This is a genomic window from Culturomica massiliensis (genome assembly GCF_900091655.1).
Classification (GTDB): domain Bacteria; phylum Bacteroidota; class Bacteroidia; order Bacteroidales; family Marinifilaceae; genus Culturomica; species Culturomica massiliensis.
In genome coordinates this window covers 1-16,956 of the sequence record NZ_LT594619.1, presented here as the reverse complement: position 1 = coordinate 16,956, position 16,956 = coordinate 1, and the positions used below count along the sequence as shown (strand labels likewise).

The following is a 16,956-nucleotide window of genomic DNA, read 5'->3' as shown; positions in this document are numbered from 1 at the left end:
ATACACCATACAAAGGATATGGCATTAATATCCCCCTTCGAAAATTGGATATTTAACAATAATTCTTTTTTTTTGCTGTATAAACAGACGCAAGAGGTGTCTGTATATTTTGAAATATTTTATGTTGCGTTGTATAACATGCATCCTGATCAAGCAAAACTGGTAATCTTGGTGTAGTTGGTAGTGAAGAAGGAACGGTCAGAATGATTGTGAGCAACGTTCATGAATATGGTTCGTATAGGTGTATCATATATACTATACTTATCAGAAAGTGGGCGTTCTCCTTTCGTTCGTTCCGGTATACCAATACCTGCTTGGGCGTTAAGGTGATATAAGTCCCGCTTTCTGTCTTTACAGATGCAAAGACTTTTCTTCCTTTCGCTGAATTAAAATATACAAGAGCTGTGCGAATGAATTTTACAACTTAACAATCTTATAAAATACCTATAGTAAGATACATAAAGTTCAACAACATGAAATATCATTCTATTTACTTGGGATACAATCTCCTATTTTCCTACGTTTTTATAAGCAGAAGGATTAATACCTTCATGCCTTTTAAAGAATTTGGATAAATGGCTTACATCTGTAAAACCAAATTCATCCGCAATTTCTTTCAACTTGATTTCTCCGGTTTCTAATCTGCGCTTGATGAGTTGTAATTGCATCTTTTCGATATATTCTTTATAACTTATCTCGAAATTCCGCTTGAAATAAGTACTGAAATAAGATGGCGAAATATTAAAATGATTAGCAATCATATGGATGGAAATACAGTCACGGTTAGATATATTCTCTTGAATGTATGCTGCTATATGAGCATTAGTTGGAGTTTTCTTTTTTAATTCAATATTTCGGTTCTCAATGTATTCTTTTATCATTCCGAAAATGGAAAGAATATGATAATACACAATAGACGAACGAAGTACGTTAATCGTTGAATTATATAGGATAATATTCTCAAAAATATTCTTCAATATAGTCTGGCAAGGTTCACTCACCGTTATCTTGTCTTCTTTCAGCCATTGAATTTCCATGATGGAAGTTGGAGTTATTTCTCGTGAAAAGGACTTATGGGAGCGGTCATAAGTCTCAAAATAGCTTGAAGTAAATTTAATATAGGTAAAGCGCGTTACAGTTTTTACTGTGAAATAATGGCGGTCACCGGGTGCAAGCAGAAATAAATCCCCTTTTTCATATGGAATTGTAACTTCATTAAAAAAATGGTCCCCACACCCATAATGAATATAGATGATTTCAAAATGATCTTGGGCATGTAATTCGCAAGAATATTCTTCCTCAATTACATCTATAATCTTTAATGATTCAAACTGGCTGCACTTTCTCATAGCGTAAATATACAAAATAATATAATGTGAATACAAGTATTTCAATCCTATTTCCGCCTACCTTTGCAAAATAATCATTAACTAAATAGCAGAAAATGAAAAAGATAACATTATTTCCAATGATTTTAGGTATATTTTTAATTACTTCATGTATGGAAAACAGTAAAAAATCAGACAAAGTAGTCTTCACACAGAATGAAGACAGCACGAGTACCACAGGTTGGCAATCTCATTATGACCGGATGGAAGCAACCGACCTTCCTGATAACGTAATAGACTTAATAGGTAAGCAATGGATGCTGGTGACAGCAGGAAATAAAAGTTCTTATAACACAATGACAGCAGCGTGGGGAGGGGTTGGCTATATGTGGAGCAGACCATCTACTTTTATTGTAGTTCGTGATTCAAGGCATACTTATCAATTTTTGCAACGAGAAGAAAGTTTTACACTCAGTTTTTTTACAGAAGAATATCGGGGAGCACTTCGGATTTGTGGAACAAAATCGGGACGAGATACTGATAAAGTGTCAGAAGCAGGGTTGACCCCATTGGAAACCCCTTCCGGACTAATGAGTTTTGAAGAGGCTCGAATGATTATAGAATGTAAGAAAATGTTCGTTCAAGAGATGGACTATACAAATTTGACTCAACCTTATAAAGAGAAAATTATGGAAGAATCTTATAACAACGAGCCTTCTAAACACCAACTCTTTATTTCAGAAATAATCAATATATGGATAAAGAAATAACAAGCAGATTACGGATAGGGAATTTGTTCCGACAGTATTGCAGGACGGTTCATTTTCATCTATCCTTTTTCTTTATGGGAGTGATTCTTATTTATGCAGTATCGGGCATAACGATGAATCATTTAAAGGATTTTAATCCGAAATACGATATAACTGTAAACAATTATACGGTGAAGGGGACATTCCCTACCTCCCATAAATTTAATAAAAATGAAATAATACAGTTGTTAAAAGAGGTAGGCGAGCAGGATAATTATATCAAACATTTTTATCCGAATAACTCAACGGTAAAAGTTTTCTTGAAAAGTGGTTCATCCTATATTCTTGATACTCAAACAGGAAATGTTGCTTATGAAGGAATAAAGAAAAGACCGGTTTTTTATCAACTCTCATTTCTCCATTATAACCCGGGAACATGGTGGACCTATTTCTCAGACCTATTTGCGGTATGTCTTATATTGATATGTATAAGCGGTATTCTAATGAATAAAGGTAAACGAGGTTTGTTCGGAATAGGGGGAATTGAATTATTGGCAGGTATATTAATCCCTGTGCTGGCTTTAATTTTATAGATAAATTATATAAGTCCCCCGACTTATGTAGTTATTTTGTTATATCATTTAATTTCAGCTTGTTATGTCGGGTAAAATGTATAACTAATTTTGATATAGTACTTAATAAAATGGATGCAAAATTCAAAGGTTCAATTTATGGGATTATTGCAGCAATCAGCTATGGGACAAATCCACTTGGGGCATTATCTCTTTATGAAGCCGGAATAAACGCTAACTCTGTATTATTTTACCGCTTCTTACTTGCAACTTTTTTTCTCGGTGGGTTAATGCTTATACAAAATAAATCGTTCAGGGTTACACGAAAAGAATTAGGAATTTTGGCAGGGTTAGGGATTTTGTTTGCGGCATCTTCGCTGACCCTGTTTCTAAGTTTCCACTACATGGATGCAGGAATAGCGTCTACAATTCTGTTCGTATATCCTGTTATTGTAACTGTCATCATGGCTATTTTCTTTAAAGAAAAAACATCCTTAATTACGGTTTTATCTATTCTTTTGGCTATTGGGGGCATAGGACTGTTATACAAAGGGAATAATGGTAGCGTGTTAAATGCAACGGGAGTATCGCTTGTTATGCTATCCTCCCTTTCTTATGCACTTTATATAGTTGCTGTAAATAAATCCTCTTTAAAAATGTCATCTATAAAGTTAACGTTTTATGTGTTGCTATTTTGTACATTAACTATCATGGTTCAATCATTTTTTGACGGCAACAATCATTTACAGTTACTTACAACCTCTTCTATGTGGATGTTTGCTATAATGCTTGCATTGGTTCCTACTGTTATATCCTTAGTATTTATGGTAATTGCAGTACGCCAAATAGGTTCAACACCTACTGCTATCATGGGCGCGTTGGAACCACTCACCGCGGTGGTTATCGGTGTTACTATATTCAATGAAATATTCACTCTACGGTTGGCTGTTGGCATTATGATGATACTAATAGCTGTAATTCTAATAATAATTGGTAAATCAATTCAAATCAAAACATTAACGGTTGCTATTATTTATATAGGACAAATACTTCATAAACCTTGGCAACCGAAATGAAATTATCTAAATTGTAAATTGATTAAAAGTTTCTATTTTCTATATACGATAATACTCTATCACAACTTTAAAATAGCAAAAACGGGTGTATGATTATTTAAATGCAATTCTTATTACAACGCAAAACATGTTAGAAAAAATGTCAAAGCAGAGATTTCCCGCTTATTATCGGAATACTCGCAGCGCAAAGTTTCCGCATCTGAAATTGTAAAAGCTATTGAAGAATTGGCTAATCATTTAGCCGATTTTAGTATCAACACACAGGATTATAGCGTTTTACTACGCTATTTTTCTTTCGGATTACATAGTGGAAAATAGTTACGAATACGAATTTGACAAAGACGGTTATGTTGCAGTGATGAAAGGCTATAAAACAGAGACCAGCAAAAAAATTTTAGAGGGGACAATTACCGTTGAATACAAATAAGCACTAACCCTTTTTTGCAATATATAAGAGCTGACAAATATATGTTCGTCGGCTCTTTTTTCGTAGTAGAAAAATACGAAAAATCTACTCTTATATACTTTTGGAAAATTTACCACCAACTTATAATCATAATGAAGAACATTGCTATATTTGAAGAACAAAGATATTTACACATCAAATTGTAATAAAATGGAATCCTCAATAGAAAAACAGATTATCAAGGCTAAAATAGAAAAACAGGTCGTTTTATGGTTCAAACGGATATATGTGTTAGCTGGAAATGTATATGCTTGGTTTTGGTTGATAAGAGCAATATTTTTCCAAGAAACATCATTTGAAGACTACTTAATGTGGATGTTTTTAACAGCAGGTTTTTATTGGTTTATTCAAGAGCATCCAGAAATATTTTTCAAAATTCAAGACAAAAAATGATTCAGACTATATAATCACATAATTTTTTATGGTGGTAAAAATTAGAATGATAGGTTATATATAACCAAATTTACCACCAACCAAAAATATATGAGTTTAGGAATACATGAAATTAGTATTTTATTACTCCATTAAGATAGAGAGTAAGTATAACCTTTAAATCGGTCTTGATTAGCTTACTCATCATTCTTCGATTTTAATGCTAAAACGTATATCTGTTTTTCTGAATTATCGTTAAATGCTGCTTCTTCAAAATTTCCAAATTTGTGAATAACATTAAATCCAGCCCATCCCAGATATGAATCCAATTCTTGAGGGAAAAACAATCTCATATCCATATTTTGAACTGAATGAAACTTATCATTTATAAAATAATGCCATTTTATGCGATTAATTTGAGTTGCATTTTCATAAAACATGGTCTGTTTTATCAACACTTTTCTTTCATCGTTGGTTGTATATTCCGCTATTACTTTTTGCTCTTTTTCACCTTTAACAATATACTGAATATTAGGATTAAAGCAATCTAACAGAAAGAAGCCCTCTGCTTTAAGATGATTTTTAACCCTCTTTAGTGTCTTGAATAAATCTTCATTTTTATATAAATGATGAATTGAATTAAACGGCATAAAAATAAGGTCGAATTTTTCTTGCAAGTTCAATGTTCTAATATCCGCTTCAATGAAATTAATTCCTAATCCCACTTCGGAAGCTTTTACCTTTGCTTGCTCAAGCATTGATAAAGTGTAATCTACTCCACAAATATTATATCCATCCTTTGCAATTGGAATCGTAAGCCTGCCAGTGCCACAACAAAGTTCAAGTATTTTAGCATCCTCATTTTTCGGCAACCACTTTTTATAAAACTGCAAATCGGACAGGAAAGTATTTAATCCATCATAAATATTTGCATCGTAAATCAAATCTCCGACCTTATAATCAGTATTCATTTTGCTCTTCATATTTTATACAAAGCTATAAAATTAATTACGAAGCCAATAATCGGTCTGTCATTCCCGCTATTTTGTCTTTACCAAAGCCTTGAAGGCATATTTAATCGTTTCTGTACATGCATCGTGTAAACCTGCCAAAACACATCCGACAGTCAATCTCATTTAGAATAATTTTACACTTATACCACATTATTTCTTTTTAATTTTTACTTTTATCTCTGAATTTTTTACAGTTGAACCAATTTATATCAGGATAATGAAAAAATTCAGGAATTATTTATGGTTTACTCTTTGTTTGTGTATGACGGCAACGGCCGCAACATCACAACGTAAAGTAGAAACAACAGCAGAGAAAGTGATGCTATTTGTCGATGGGGCACAGGTAACCCGTACTAAACAGGTGGAACTCCCGGCCGGAAACTCATCCTTGATATTCACCGGGCTTTCGCCTTATCTCGATGCCCGGAGCATGCAAGTGAGTGCAAAGGGCAAGCTTACAATCACAAATGTTAATCTGCAATATAACTTCCTGGACAGTGTGGCTGTCAGTCGTCAGCAGGAGCACTTACAGCAGACTTTGAAAAAAGTGGAGAAACAACAGGAAGAACGGAAATCAGCTCTCGCCCTAGTGAAAGCCGAGCAGGAAATACTGAAAAACAATTGTACACTGGGCAATAAAAGCAATACTTTGTCAATAGCAACCATCCGGGAAGCAACCGCTTATTTTGCAGAACAGATGAAAGAGCTTACTGCCAAAGAATTGGCTACCCGTAATCAATTGGAAGAACTGACCGAACAGTATCAGCAATTGCTCCGGGAACTGCGCCAGGCAAAGGGTAAAGACATGAAACGTACCGGTGAAATCCTGGTGGGTATTCACGCTCCGGCCGCTTGTACCGCAACATTTACCTTAAGTTATTATGTAAAGAATGCCGGTTGGTTTCCTTCTTACGACATTCGTTCGGAAAGCCTTGCAGAACCGCTTTCCATCATCTATAAAGCCAATATTTTCCAACACACAGGCGAAGAGTGGAAAAACATCGATCTGTCGCTTTCTTCTTCCAGTCCGTCAACGGGGAATGTAGCTCCCCGCTTAGAGTCTTACCGCCTGAATTACGGTTGGGCGGCTCCCAACTACCGCAATGAAATGAATGGAAACAACATATCGGGGATCGTTTCGGATGCCAAAACCAACGAACCTTTAGCCGGTGCTACTGTCAGGATTCCTGGTACTACCGTTGGTTGTACAACAGACATCGACGGCCATTATTCACTTACTATGCCGGAAGGGCAACGCCGGTTGGAATTTGCATACATCGGCTATATTCCACAGACAACTGAAATACGCAGCAATATGCAAAACATCCGACTAAGCCCCGACTCACAAAGTCTTGACGAAGTGGTTGTTACAGGTTATGCTTCTTCTCCCCGGAAAGCGCTGAAAGCTGCGGCAATCGTAGAAGAAGAAGAAGAAGCTGTCGAAAGTATACCAATGGAAGTCAAACCAACCCGGCAAGTGACAGGCTATGAATTCGATATCAAGATACCTTATACGATTCTTTCAAATAACAAACCCGTCGTGGCGGAAATCGGCCGCTATGACCTTCCTGCTTCTTACGTTTACCAATGTACACCGAAGATCGATAAAGACGCCTTTCTGATGGCCCGGCTTACCGACTGGAATAAACTGAACTTGCTGGAAGGAGAAGCCAACATTTATTTTGAGAAAACATTTATCGGCAAGTCGGTACTCGACCTAAGCACTCCCGGAGATACGCTTTCATTTTCCCTGGGACGCGACCACCAGATTGCCGTACAACGGACAAAAGAGCATGAATATACCTCGCGGAAACTAATGGGCTCCTCTCAAACACAGACCATCAGTTGGAAAATATCCGTTCGGAATCATCGTTTGCAGGCAGTTGAACTAACCCTCTGCGATCAGGTACCCGTCTCCGCGAACAGCAGTATTGTGGTGACAGCTGAAGAACTAAGTGGCGGCAAGCTGGATGAAAACACAGGTATCATTACCTGGCCACTGACATTGAAACCCGGCGAACAACGCGATATTATTTTGCGCTACAAGGTGAAATACCCGAAAGACAGGCGATTGGACGTAGAATAAACAGATCATCAATGCCAGATAAACAACAAAAAATAGTATCCTTTTACTCACGGAAGGCGACGAAGAAGTAATGTATTGCTAAAGCGTCGTCCCGTTTGACAAACAAAGCCAAATAGGAATATTTCAATTCATCATGACAATTATAAGATAAGAAATTATTAGTTTAATAATATAATTTATGAAAGCATAATACATACTACAAATAACATATAATTAATACCCCATCTCAAACAATAATTCTATTCCTCTACTGTATAAACAGATACAAACGGTATCTGTGATTTTCATATGTTATTGCGCTCGTGTCTGAATTTATACTTACAAATTTATTTACAATATCGTATTTACAAACACCTTAAACAACACAAGCCAGCCTAAAGCCAATAAAAATAGCAACGTTTTGGACATTTTCGGAAAGTTTTCAGACTTCAGAGTGTTGTCGAAGACAGAAGATTTTCTTTTGCGCCGGGAGCATGCTGAAAAATAGGAGCGACAATCGGACAACTCTCCAACTCTTTGCAGTCACCGCAGGTATTAAATCCTTTTTCATATACACATTTGCGGATTTCACAATAATCGCTGCAATACGCAAATTTCACTCCGTCTGCACGACACCCCATACAATTTATGGTGGCTGCCGTAATCTCCGGTGCATTGTTCATTACACTCCACTTTTGGGCGGTTTTTTCTCTCAGCTCATTGTCATTCCGGACAGTGGCTATGCGGGCATCGCAATTTTCGCAATCTAATCCGCAACAGGCTATCAATCGTTTTATCATTAAGACAAAACTAATTATTTTTTCTATTTATCCTCCCTATAGGCCAATTTTTATTATCTGCTCCCGTTTCCTAAAGGAGTGTAAACACGCTTTACTCTCAGTCATCTGTATTTGCCTTTTCAGCGGATCTTCCGGCCAAAAGGTTATATCGGGAAAAACCTTTCATATCCGGCAACTCATTTTTTAAATTCCGGTTCAGGTTTGCAAAATAAGTCAGATTCGTAAATTACTTATAATACAATTCATATAAAGTGTAAATTGTTTGGCAACTTGATTCGTTATCAGATTTTTTTAATCGTAAATCGTAAATCGTAAATCTAAAATTAAATCGTTCCTTTTTTCGGAACAAACAGCCTGCACATCTCCGCCTGTTCGATGGTAAGTAGCTTTACTTTCCGGGAATTTATCGCATAACAACGCACCAGAGTTATAAAGATATCTTATGGCAATATCCTAAATACGGTCGTATGCCCGACCTTTAATGTAATTTCGAATAATACAATTGCACTTCACAGTGTTTCAACAGTTATTTATCAGATGCCCGACTTTCGATATTCGGCAGCAAGCCTGTAATTATACCCAGCAGAGGCAGCAGGGTACTGATCCGGAAGATGTATTCGATACTGGTTTTATCAGCCAACCAGCCAAAAAAGGCCGAACCGATACCCCCCAATCCGAACATCAACCCGAAAAATACCCCGGCAATCATACCGACTTTTCCCGGCATAAGGTCAGTCGCATAAACCAGAATAGCCGAGAACGCCGACGAGATCACAAGGCCGATAATAATTGCCAGCACAATAGTACAAGTCAGATTAGCATAAGGGAGCAGTAAAGTAAAAGGCGCAGCTCCGAGAATGGAGCCCCAGATGACATATTTCCGTCCGATACGATCTCCCACCGGGCCGCCGATAAACGTCCCTGCCGCGGATGCCGCAAGGAATGCAAAAAGACAGTACTGTGATCCCTGTACCGACATTCCGAATTTATCCATCAGAAAAAAGGTAAAGTAGTTAGTCATGCAAGCGATATAAAAATATTTCGAAAACACCAGCACTCCCAGGATTAAAAGAGCATGCCGGATTTTCCGTTTGGTAAGTCCGTGCACCGGTGTCGCTGTTGCCGCAGCAGATTTACAGGCTACTACTGCCAACTGCCGTTTGTACCAATTCCCGATTTTTACAAGAATAAATATAGCCAGCAACGCAGCCAAGGCAAACCAGCCGATGGAAGCCTGACCGTAAGGAATCACAATTAACGCTGCCAACAACGGTCCCATAGCACTGCCGGCATTTCCTCCGACCTGAAATATAGACTGTGCTAACCCCTTCCGGCCACCCGAAGCCAGTTGTGCCACCCGCGACGACTCGGGATGAAAAACCGAAGAGCCGCAACCGATCAGGCCGACAGCAAGCAAAATCAGACCAAAGCCGAATGCGACGGACAACATAAGCAAGCCGGTTAATGTGAAACACATTCCGACTGCCAGTGAGTAAGGGCGGGGGTGCCGGTCGGCATAGCGACCGGCGAAAGGCTGCAAAAGCGACGAAGTCATCTGAAAAACCAGTGTGATGATACCGATCTGGGCAAAAGTAAAACCGAATTTCTCTTTCAAAAGCGGATAAACCGCCGGGATAACGGACTGCATCATATCGTTAAGCAGATGGGTTATACAGATCATAAACAGGATCGGATAGACGGTTCTGTCCGCCGCAAGCTGGGACAACGGCATAGGTATAGAATTCTTGCTCATAACTACGGCTCCTGTAAAATGATATTGATCGTATGTAAGGCTTCCCGGGCATCTTGGGCTATTATATGCCGAACCAATTGCTTATGCGTAGGCTGGGAAGCCAGGAAACAAGCCGTATCCACATAAATGTGTTCAAATCCTTTCCGCAGATAGATAGCAGCCGACCGGTAAAGCTCGTATAAGATCTCGTTGTGCGTGGCTTTCGCCAAAGCAATATGGAAATTGACATCGGCTTCAATACACGCCTCCAATTGTCCGGCTTCGGCTGTCCTACCCCGCTCGTCAAGAAACCCTTCAATCTTTTCAATGTCCTGCTCCGTACGCCGTTCCGCTGCCCGCCCGGCAATGGCAATTTCCAGTATTTTCCGCACTTCATCCAAATCGTGTATATCAGCACGCCGCAGACGTTGTTCCATCGGCTCATTCGATGCCGTCAGGTTCTCAACAAACGTTCCGGCTCCCTGCTGTACTTTCAGGAACCCCATATTAACCAATATCTTTACAGCTTCACGCACCGTCGAACGACCAACACCGAATATAAGCATTAACTCCGGTTCGGTCGGCAGTTTCTGACCGACAGCAAATTTCCCATCCTTAATTTGATTTTGCAGTTGTTCCGCTAATTCCTCCGCCAGCGACTTTTTCTGAATTACTAAATTTGCATTCTCTTTCATCATATCATCTGATGTTTATGCAAAAGTAATTGTTTATTCCAAAATCGACAAAAGAGTTCTTAAGGATTTACTATAAAAATAACCAGAACAGCAAATCATTTCATTCTATTCAAATGAAAAAGAGAGCTTCGGAATTTGCACTACTCTCCCAAGCCCTCTTTCCGGTTCGGTTCACAAGCCAACAATACGTCAATCGACGACAAAATTTTCCGATTTAAAATCGCTATAATACCTCCCGCAAAATGCCGTAAATTTTAAAACACAATAATCCGGATCGGTAACCCCCTCCTTATAATACATCGTATCACCTTCTTCCCAGATCAGTTCCTTATGTTCACAATCTGTCAGAACGTCCATTGTTCCTTTCAGCATTACCCCTCTGAAAAAACGTCTGTCACAAAAATAAAGACACGAACGGTTGTTCTTTAAATATTGTTGTACACGCATAGAAGAGGTGTTCGTCGTAAAATAAAAAATCCGTATACCTTCCCGTTTCCGGGGAGCTAACATTGCTTTCATATTCGGAAAACCATCCGCATCAACAGAACTTATAAATGCCACTTTTTGATTATCGACAATTCTTCCGACAGTTTTTTCTACATCTTTCATAATATTCTATTTAAATGACTCTGCAAACGTAGGAAAACAGCAGAAAAACAATACCGCAAAAATCAGGGAAGAAACAGCACTTTTCAACGATTTACACGGAGTCGGTATTGCAAAGGCGTCAGATCAGTCTGCTTGCGGAAAAAACGTATAAAATATGAAGAACTTTCAAAATTCAACTGATCTGCTACCTCAGATACAGAAAGAGAGCTATAGGCTAATAATATTTTAGCCTCTTGAATGAGTTTGTTCCGGAGGTAACATTTAGGACTGATTCCCATGCTTTTTTGAACGATCTCATTCAAATAATTGGGAGTAATACATAATTCACCGGCATAATGTGCGGTATCGTGATGAATTTTGAAGTCTCTATCAACCAGATGGATAAAATCATCTGCATACCGGTTCCGAAGCCTGGAAGCAATCACCCATTGTTTCGAATATTCCCGGTTCAACAACGTCAGTATCTCATACAGCAATGCCCGCAAAATGTGTTTATCCTTTGATTGCCCGTTATTTATTTCGGCAATAATATTCTGAATCAAATTCTCTATTCGGGAATAAATACCTACAGCGGTCATTTTAGCAGATGCTCTATCCCTGCTAAAATAAGAAAGATTTTGTATGAAAGAACGGTCATTGAAAAACGAGAGCAAAAATTCCTCCTCAAAGATAAGAGCATACCCTTGCGGAAGGTCACATTTATCCCAGGCCCGGACTTCTCCCGGTTTTGAAAATACAATATCTCCCCGACAAAGAGCATAGCGCTCCCCATCCATAGTCAAATGTCCGGCCCCACTTGTAATAAAAGTAATATCATAATAAGACAGGGTATGCAAAGGATGCTTGTTTATATGCTGCCTGATACTGTCTAATGTGACTACATCTATTAAAAGTTCCTCCCCATATTTCGTTTTATAGAAATTATACCGATAGATAGATTTCACAAGCCTGTTTTTTACAAAGGTAGTACAAACCGAATGCAGAGCCAAATTTATTTAAGTCCTGCAAAGACCGTGCCCATCGGGTAGTAAAAAGAATTCATATCACCATTTCAGGTAAGGATCGTCGCTTTCAGCATTACCGGAATACCTGATATATAAATACAGAGTTCTAACACTCATAAATAAAATTTTGTAATTTCGCCGCCAATGACAGACCGGTATCCGATAAAGGAACCAACCGCTAAAACGGTCCCCTGTTTTGTAAATATTACGTTTGCTGCACATCCGTTCAGACGAAAGCGGAACCCGCATTTTGGAACAAATTCATAACAGGAAATCGTATTATTACAAGGGTCAGAAAAAGATGATTTGATTAAAAAACAGGAATAACGATGAAAAAAAGTCTTATCGCACTGGCATTCGGAACGCTCGGACTTGGAATAGCGGAATTCGTCATGATGGCCATACTGCCCTACGTAGCCAAAGATCTGCACATCAGTATCCCAACCGCAGGGCATTTGATTTCCGCCTATGCGCTCGGCGTCTGTGCCGGAGCTCCCATGTTGACACTTGCCCGAAAACTACCGTTAAAAAAGATACTATTGGGGTTGGTTGCTATCATGATGATAGGAAATATTTGTGCAGCCTTTTCTCCCAATTATGAGTTTATGCTTATCGCCCGGTTTATATCCGGCCTTCCTCATGGAGCCTATTTCGGTGTAGCCTCTATCGTCGCCGAAAAACTAGCCGATAAAGGCAAAGGCTCGGAAGCGGTTTCCATTATGATCGCCGGTATGACGATAGCCAATCTTTTCGGTGTTCCACTGGGAACTTCACTCAGTACGCTGTTGTCCTGGCGTCTCACGTTCCTGCTTGTCGGCATCTGGGGAGTCATCATACTTTACTACATTTGGAAATGGGTGCCACAGGTAGAAGGACTCCCGGATACAGGGTTTAAACGCCAATTCCGTTTCCTGAAAACCACTGCCCCATGGCTCATTCTCGGAGCAACGATGTTCGGTAACGGAGGTGTATTTTGTTGGTACAGTTATATCAACCCGCTTTTGACAAATGTATCGGGATTTTCCGCCGAAAGTATCACATTTCTGATGGTATTGGCCGGATTCGGGATGGTTATCGGTAATCTGACCGGCGGACGACTGGCCGATAAATTTACTCCCGGCCGTACGGCAGCCGCTATGCAATTTATTATTTGCATCACCTTATTGTCCATTTTCTTTGCAGCTTCCGTCAATTGGCTCATGCCCTTACTGATGTGCATCTGCACACTGGGTTTATTCGCCGTTTCCAGTCCTTTACAGGTTTCAATTATCCATTTCTCCAAAGGAGGAGAACTTCTGGGGGCAGCCTGTATTCAGGTAGCCTTTAATCTGGGCAATGCCTTAGGAGCAACCATCGGCGCCTTGCCCCTGCAAGCGGGATTCAGCTACCGGTATCCGGCATTATTAGGCGCTCCCTTTGCCCTATTGGGATTCATCCTATTGATCGTATTCGTCAAAAAATACGAAACGAAAAACGGGTAAAAATATTTTTACAATCCCATGCAATTTAGAACACTTCTAAATAATTAAAACACAAGCCTTATTACTTCCCTCTATAAACCGATCAATAAATAGTATTTGACACAGATTGTTTTAATCGTTAATTTTAAAACAAAAAAGCAAATGAATAAAACGAAATGTATAATTGCTGTATGCAGTTGCGTATTATTTACCTTTTTAGGAAACGGGCAAATTCAAGCCAACGATTACAACAAATGTCAAACACAAAAATCGAAAACCATGAAACAATTTACATTACCTCAATTACCTTATAGTGCCGATGCACTGGCACCCGTGATCAGCAAAGAAACCATCGACTACCATTATGGCAAGCATCTGCAGACCTACATCAACAATCTGAATAAACTCATTGCAGGAACGGAGTTTGAAAATGCCGATTTAGAAACGATTGTCAAAAAATCCGACGGAGCAATTTTCAACAATGCTGCACAAACCTGGAATCATACGATATATTTCAACACGTTCTCTCCGAATGCACGTCAGTACCCTGAAGGAAAATTACGGGCAGCTATCGAAAAAGAATGGGGTTCGTTCGACAATTTCAAAAAGGAATTTACCGCAGCCGGCTCTGCTATTTTCGGTTCCGGCTGGGTATGGCTGGCAAAAACACCTGAAGGTCAATTAGTCATTCTCAAAGAGAGCAATGCAGGTAATCCACTGACCAAAGGCTATACTCCACTGCTCGGTATCGACGTATGGGAACATTCCTATTACCTCGACTACCAGAACAGACGGGCCGATCATCTGGAAGCCCTTTGGACAATCATCGATTGGAAAAGCATTGAATCCAGATTCTAAACGATCTTAACTAAAAAAAATCGCAGATGAAGATATCATCTGCGTTTTTTTTATACCCTCTCCCTTATCCTTATGAAACCTACCCCAATAATCCCCATAAAAGGTGATTTACCGGCATAGCCGGAACCTTTACTTTTGACCGTAGTTTAATTAAAACAATACATGAAATGAAAAAAACTGGAATATTTTACGGTTCAACGACAGGAGTAACAGAATCCATTGCCGAACAAATTGCGTCGAAATTGGGAATTACATCATCGGATGTCCATAACGTCGGAAACACAAGTGCCAATACTATCGAAGATTACGAAGTCCTGATCTTAGGGAGTTCAACCTGGGGAACCGGCGATTTACAGGACGACTGGTATGATTTTCTGGACACACTGGCTGCCTGTAACCTTCATGGCAAGACGATAGCCCTGTTCGGATGCGGAGACGGTTGTGGATTCGGAGGAACATTCTGCGATGCCGTAGGGACAATTTACGAAAAATTACAGGGGTTGGGATGTACATTTACCGGATCGGTAGAAACAGCCGGCTACGGATACGATGCCTCTACAGCTGAAGTGAACAATGGTGAGTTTGTCGGACTGCTGATCGACGAAAACAATGAAGCGGATAAAACCGAAGAACGCATTAAATCCTGGACGGAGGCACTTAAAAAAACTCTTTAATTCCAAACATTTCAATCATGACCGACACCTGCATTTTATCCGGTGATTTAAAAATATTCGTGCATCACATCTACGAGTTTCAAAAAGGAATACGCAGCATGGTACTATGTACACTGGATAAAAAAGACGAAGCATTTGCCCTGCAACGTTTGGAAAAACTGGAGATTGCTTATTTTATACACGTAATCAATCCGTCCCGGATCAATCTGTTTTTCGGAAAAAAAGAATGTATCGGTGTGGTCCGGAGGATTTGTAGCCGTCCGTTGAATAAGCTGAGTCCTGAAGAAGATTTTATTCTGGGTACAATGCTGGGATACAATATTTGCCAACAATGCGATCGTTATATCCAACGCAAAACTTTAAAGAAAATTGCATAAAAACCATAAACTTAAATCTTACACTCCAATTTATGAAAATTCTAAATACGACACCCAACGGCTTACTCCTGTTTTGCCCGAATTGCAAAGCTTACCACCTCGAATTCGGAAATCTCTTTTTCCGTTTTTCGGAAGAAGAAATGAAAGAATTCCGTAAATATATCTCAGCTATTGACGGGCCAAAATACGAAGCTATAAACCACGAAATGCCCAATCGCCGAAAAATATTTTTACGTATGCCCATCAACGGGTTTCATTGTACCCTCAACAATACAGAACTAAAGGAATTACAATATTTAGTCAATAAAACGACAAAACTACCGGACATTTACAATTTATCTGTATTCTATAAACATGATACTTGTCTGAACTAGTTGTTTTTCTCATTTTGCCAACAGCCGCGGAGCAAGCGTTTCCGCGGCTTCTTTTACAATCCTGCCAAACATTTACCCCAAAATCCGCCGGTTCATTTTAAAATTACAATTAAACCCGATAAACTTCACAAATCAAAATTCACATCCGGCTTCTTTATAATCTTTTTTTACCTATATTCGTAAAAGTATTATCAATACTATAACCTCAAAAATTAAAATACCATGAAAAAGTACATTTGCACAGTATGCGACTACATTTATGATCCGGCTATCGGAGATCCGGACAACGGCATTGAACCGGGTACTGCTTTTGAAGACCTGCCCGACGATTGGCTTTGTCCGCTTTGCGGAGTGGGAAAAGAAGAATTCGAACCGGTAAAAGAATAAGGTATAAAAGTAAGTCCTGTACAAAACACATACAGGACTTACTTATTTTTAAATCACCTCCATCTGAATCTATTGAAATAAAACAAAAATTTCTGAGACTCCGGGAGTAAATGGCCGGAACTACGTTACGGCTATTTACAAAAAAAGAGTCCCATCACTGTGACCCCGGGAGTAAATTGCCGGAACTACGTTACGGCTATTTACAAAAAAAAGAGTCCCATTTCTGAGACTCTTTCTTTCAAAATTCGGCACCTACCTACTCTCCCACCCTAAGGGCAGTACCATCGGCGTGAAAGGGCTTAACTTCTCTGTTCGGTATGGGAAGAGGTGGATCCCCTTTGCTAT

The 16,956-nt window shown here is 39.2% G+C and carries 18 protein-coding genes and 1 rRNA gene; 11 read left to right on the top strand and 8 right to left on the bottom strand.

Translation table 11 applies throughout. The features are described from left to right. Nucleotides 1-509 precede the first annotated feature (509 nt). Nucleotides 510-1,349, bottom strand: coding sequence for an AraC family transcriptional regulator (locus BN8908_RS00175; protein ID WP_068688328.1), 840 nt, complete (start codon nt 1,347-1,349; stop codon nt 510-512). A 95-nt stretch (nt 1,350-1,444) separates the two neighbouring features. Here BN8908_RS00175 and BN8908_RS00170 point away from each other — a divergent pair, with 95 nt between their 5' ends. The 4 genes from BN8908_RS00170 (at nt 1,445) to BN8908_RS00155 (ending at nt 4,584) form a co-directional block, all read left to right on the top strand. Further along, nucleotides 1,445-2,098: a flavin reductase family protein gene (locus BN8908_RS00170; protein ID WP_068688253.1), complete on the top strand. Its 654-nt coding sequence runs from the start codon at nt 1,445-1,447 to the stop codon at nt 2,096-2,098. Next, entirely contained in the window at nt 2,083-2,670 is a 588-nt protein-coding gene (locus tag BN8908_RS00165) for a PepSY-associated TM helix domain-containing protein (protein WP_068688251.1), read from the top strand. The genes BN8908_RS00170 and BN8908_RS00165 overlap by 16 nt, the downstream gene beginning before the upstream one ends. 110 nt (nt 2,671-2,780) lie before the next feature. Further along, entirely contained in the window at nt 2,781-3,725 is a 945-nt protein-coding gene (locus BN8908_RS00160; RefSeq protein ID WP_068688249.1) for an EamA family transporter, read from the top strand. Nucleotides 3,726-4,341: 616 nt separating this feature from the next. After that, complete coding sequence (locus tag BN8908_RS00155) at nt 4,342-4,584, top strand: hypothetical protein (protein ID WP_068688247.1); 243 nt, start codon at nt 4,342-4,344, stop codon at nt 4,582-4,584. Nucleotides 4,585-4,760: 176 nt separating this feature from the next. Here BN8908_RS00155 and BN8908_RS00150 read toward each other — a convergent pair whose 3' ends face one another. Beyond that, nucleotides 4,761-5,534, bottom strand: a complete 774-nt coding sequence (locus BN8908_RS00150; protein ID WP_068688326.1) for a class I SAM-dependent methyltransferase — start codon at nt 5,532-5,534, stop codon at nt 4,761-4,763. Nucleotides 5,535-5,793: 259 nt separating this feature from the next. On the opposite strand from BN8908_RS00150, the gene BN8908_RS00145 reads away from it, so the two are divergent. Beyond that, entirely contained in the window at nt 5,794-7,662 is a 1,869-nt protein-coding gene (locus BN8908_RS00145; RefSeq protein WP_068688245.1) for a mucoidy inhibitor MuiA family protein, read from the top strand. Nucleotides 7,663-8,090: 428 nt separating this feature from the next. Here the strand turns inward: BN8908_RS00145 and BN8908_RS00140 are convergent, their stop codons facing one another. The 5 genes from BN8908_RS00140 to BN8908_RS00120 all read right to left on the bottom strand — a co-directional run bounded on the left by BN8908_RS00140 (nt 8,091) and on the right by BN8908_RS00120 (nt 12,421). Further along, the gene (locus tag BN8908_RS00140) at nt 8,091-8,441 is read right to left on the bottom strand and encodes a DUF3795 domain-containing protein (RefSeq protein ID WP_118774346.1); all 351 of its coding nucleotides are present in this window, start codon (nt 8,439-8,441) and stop codon (nt 8,091-8,093) included. 526 nt (nt 8,442-8,967) lie between these two features. Next, nucleotides 8,968-10,194, bottom strand: coding sequence for an MFS transporter (locus BN8908_RS00135; RefSeq protein ID WP_187373425.1), 1,227 nt, complete (start codon nt 10,192-10,194; stop codon nt 8,968-8,970). Nucleotides 10,195-10,196: 2 nt separating this feature from the next. Next, nucleotides 10,197-10,871, bottom strand: coding sequence for a FadR/GntR family transcriptional regulator (locus BN8908_RS00130; RefSeq protein WP_068688241.1), 675 nt, complete (start codon nt 10,869-10,871; stop codon nt 10,197-10,199). A 186-nt stretch (nt 10,872-11,057) separates the two neighbouring features. Beyond that, the gene (locus tag BN8908_RS00125) at nt 11,058-11,477 is read right to left on the bottom strand and encodes a pyridoxamine 5'-phosphate oxidase family protein (protein WP_068688239.1); all 420 of its coding nucleotides are present in this window, start codon (nt 11,475-11,477) and stop codon (nt 11,058-11,060) included. Nucleotides 11,478-11,560: 83 nt separating this feature from the next. Continuing rightward, nucleotides 11,561-12,421, bottom strand: a complete 861-nt coding sequence (locus BN8908_RS00120) for an AraC family transcriptional regulator (RefSeq protein WP_021989040.1) — start codon at nt 12,419-12,421, stop codon at nt 11,561-11,563. A gap of 389 nt (nt 12,422-12,810) precedes the next feature. On the opposite strand from BN8908_RS00120, the gene araJ reads away from it, so the two are divergent. From araJ to rd, 6 genes are all read left to right on the top strand, one after another. Beyond that, the gene (gene araJ, locus BN8908_RS00110) at nt 12,811-13,962 is read left to right on the top strand and encodes an MFS transporter AraJ (protein WP_021989039.1); all 1,152 of its coding nucleotides are present in this window, start codon (nt 12,811-12,813) and stop codon (nt 13,960-13,962) included. Nucleotides 13,963-14,220: 258 nt separating this feature from the next. Continuing rightward, nucleotides 14,221-14,799 (top strand): superoxide dismutase, encoded by a 579-nt coding sequence (locus BN8908_RS00105; RefSeq protein WP_118774352.1) that lies wholly within the window; start codon nt 14,221-14,223, stop codon nt 14,797-14,799. Between the two features lie 167 nt (nt 14,800-14,966). Beyond that, nucleotides 14,967-15,473, top strand: coding sequence for a flavodoxin (locus BN8908_RS00100; protein ID WP_068688235.1), 507 nt, complete (start codon nt 14,967-14,969; stop codon nt 15,471-15,473). Nucleotides 15,474-15,490: 17 nt separating this feature from the next. Further along, nucleotides 15,491-15,850, top strand: coding sequence for a DUF2023 family protein (locus BN8908_RS00095; protein WP_068688233.1), 360 nt, complete (start codon nt 15,491-15,493; stop codon nt 15,848-15,850). Between the two features lie 32 nt (nt 15,851-15,882). Beyond that, nucleotides 15,883-16,224 carry a DUF6686 family protein gene (locus tag BN8908_RS00090; protein WP_068688231.1) on the top strand — a complete coding sequence of 114 codons (342 nt, stop codon included), beginning with the start codon at nt 15,883-15,885 and terminating at the stop codon, nt 16,222-16,224. A 222-nt stretch (nt 16,225-16,446) separates the two neighbouring features. Next, nucleotides 16,447-16,611 carry a rubredoxin gene (gene rd / locus BN8908_RS00085; protein ID WP_068688229.1) on the top strand — a complete coding sequence of 55 codons (165 nt, stop codon included), beginning with the start codon at nt 16,447-16,449 and terminating at the stop codon, nt 16,609-16,611. A 243-nt stretch (nt 16,612-16,854) separates the two neighbouring features. Here the strand turns inward: rd and rrf are convergent. Further along, nucleotides 16,855-16,956: ribosomal RNA gene (rrf, locus tag BN8908_RS00080) — 5S ribosomal RNA — on the bottom strand; the annotation flags it as partial.

Bases quoted from the DNA above. Each gene is read 5' to 3' on its own strand.
- BN8908_RS00175 (WP_068688328.1), bottom strand. From the start codon at position 1,349: ATGAGAAAGTGCAGCCAGTTTGAATCATTAAAGATTATAGATGTAATT.
- BN8908_RS00170 (WP_068688253.1), top strand. From the start codon at position 1,445: ATGAAAAAGATAACATTATTTCCAATGATTTTAGGTATATTTTTAATT.
- BN8908_RS00165 (WP_068688251.1), top strand. From the start codon at position 2,083: ATGGATAAAGAAATAACAAGCAGATTACGGATAGGGAATTTGTTCCGA.
- BN8908_RS00160 (WP_068688249.1), top strand. From the start codon at position 2,781: ATGGATGCAAAATTCAAAGGTTCAATTTATGGGATTATTGCAGCAATC.
- BN8908_RS00155 (WP_068688247.1), top strand. From the start codon at position 4,342: ATGGAATCCTCAATAGAAAAACAGATTATCAAGGCTAAAATAGAAAAA.
- BN8908_RS00150 (WP_068688326.1), bottom strand. From the start codon at position 5,534: ATGAATACTGATTATAAGGTCGGAGATTTGATTTACGATGCAAATATT.
- BN8908_RS00145 (WP_068688245.1), top strand. From the start codon at position 5,794: ATGAAAAAATTCAGGAATTATTTATGGTTTACTCTTTGTTTGTGTATG.
- BN8908_RS00140 (WP_118774346.1), bottom strand. From the start codon at position 8,441: ATGATAAAACGATTGATAGCCTGTTGCGGATTAGATTGCGAAAATTGC.
- BN8908_RS00135 (WP_187373425.1), bottom strand. From the start codon at position 10,194: ATGAGCAAGAATTCTATACCTATGCCGTTGTCCCAGCTTGCGGCGGAC.
- BN8908_RS00130 (WP_068688241.1), bottom strand. From the start codon at position 10,871: ATGATGAAAGAGAATGCAAATTTAGTAATTCAGAAAAAGTCGCTGGCG.
- BN8908_RS00125 (WP_068688239.1), bottom strand. From the start codon at position 11,477: ATGAAAGATGTAGAAAAAACTGTCGGAAGAATTGTCGATAATCAAAAA.
- araJ (WP_021989039.1), top strand. From the start codon at position 12,811: ATGAAAAAAAGTCTTATCGCACTGGCATTCGGAACGCTCGGACTTGGA.
- BN8908_RS00105 (WP_118774352.1), top strand. From the start codon at position 14,221: ATGAAACAATTTACATTACCTCAATTACCTTATAGTGCCGATGCACTG.
- BN8908_RS00100 (WP_068688235.1), top strand. From the start codon at position 14,967: ATGAAAAAAACTGGAATATTTTACGGTTCAACGACAGGAGTAACAGAA.
- BN8908_RS00095 (WP_068688233.1), top strand. From the start codon at position 15,491: ATGACCGACACCTGCATTTTATCCGGTGATTTAAAAATATTCGTGCAT.
- BN8908_RS00090 (WP_068688231.1), top strand. From the start codon at position 15,883: ATGAAAATTCTAAATACGACACCCAACGGCTTACTCCTGTTTTGCCCG.
- rd (WP_068688229.1), top strand. From the start codon at position 16,447: ATGAAAAAGTACATTTGCACAGTATGCGACTACATTTATGATCCGGCT.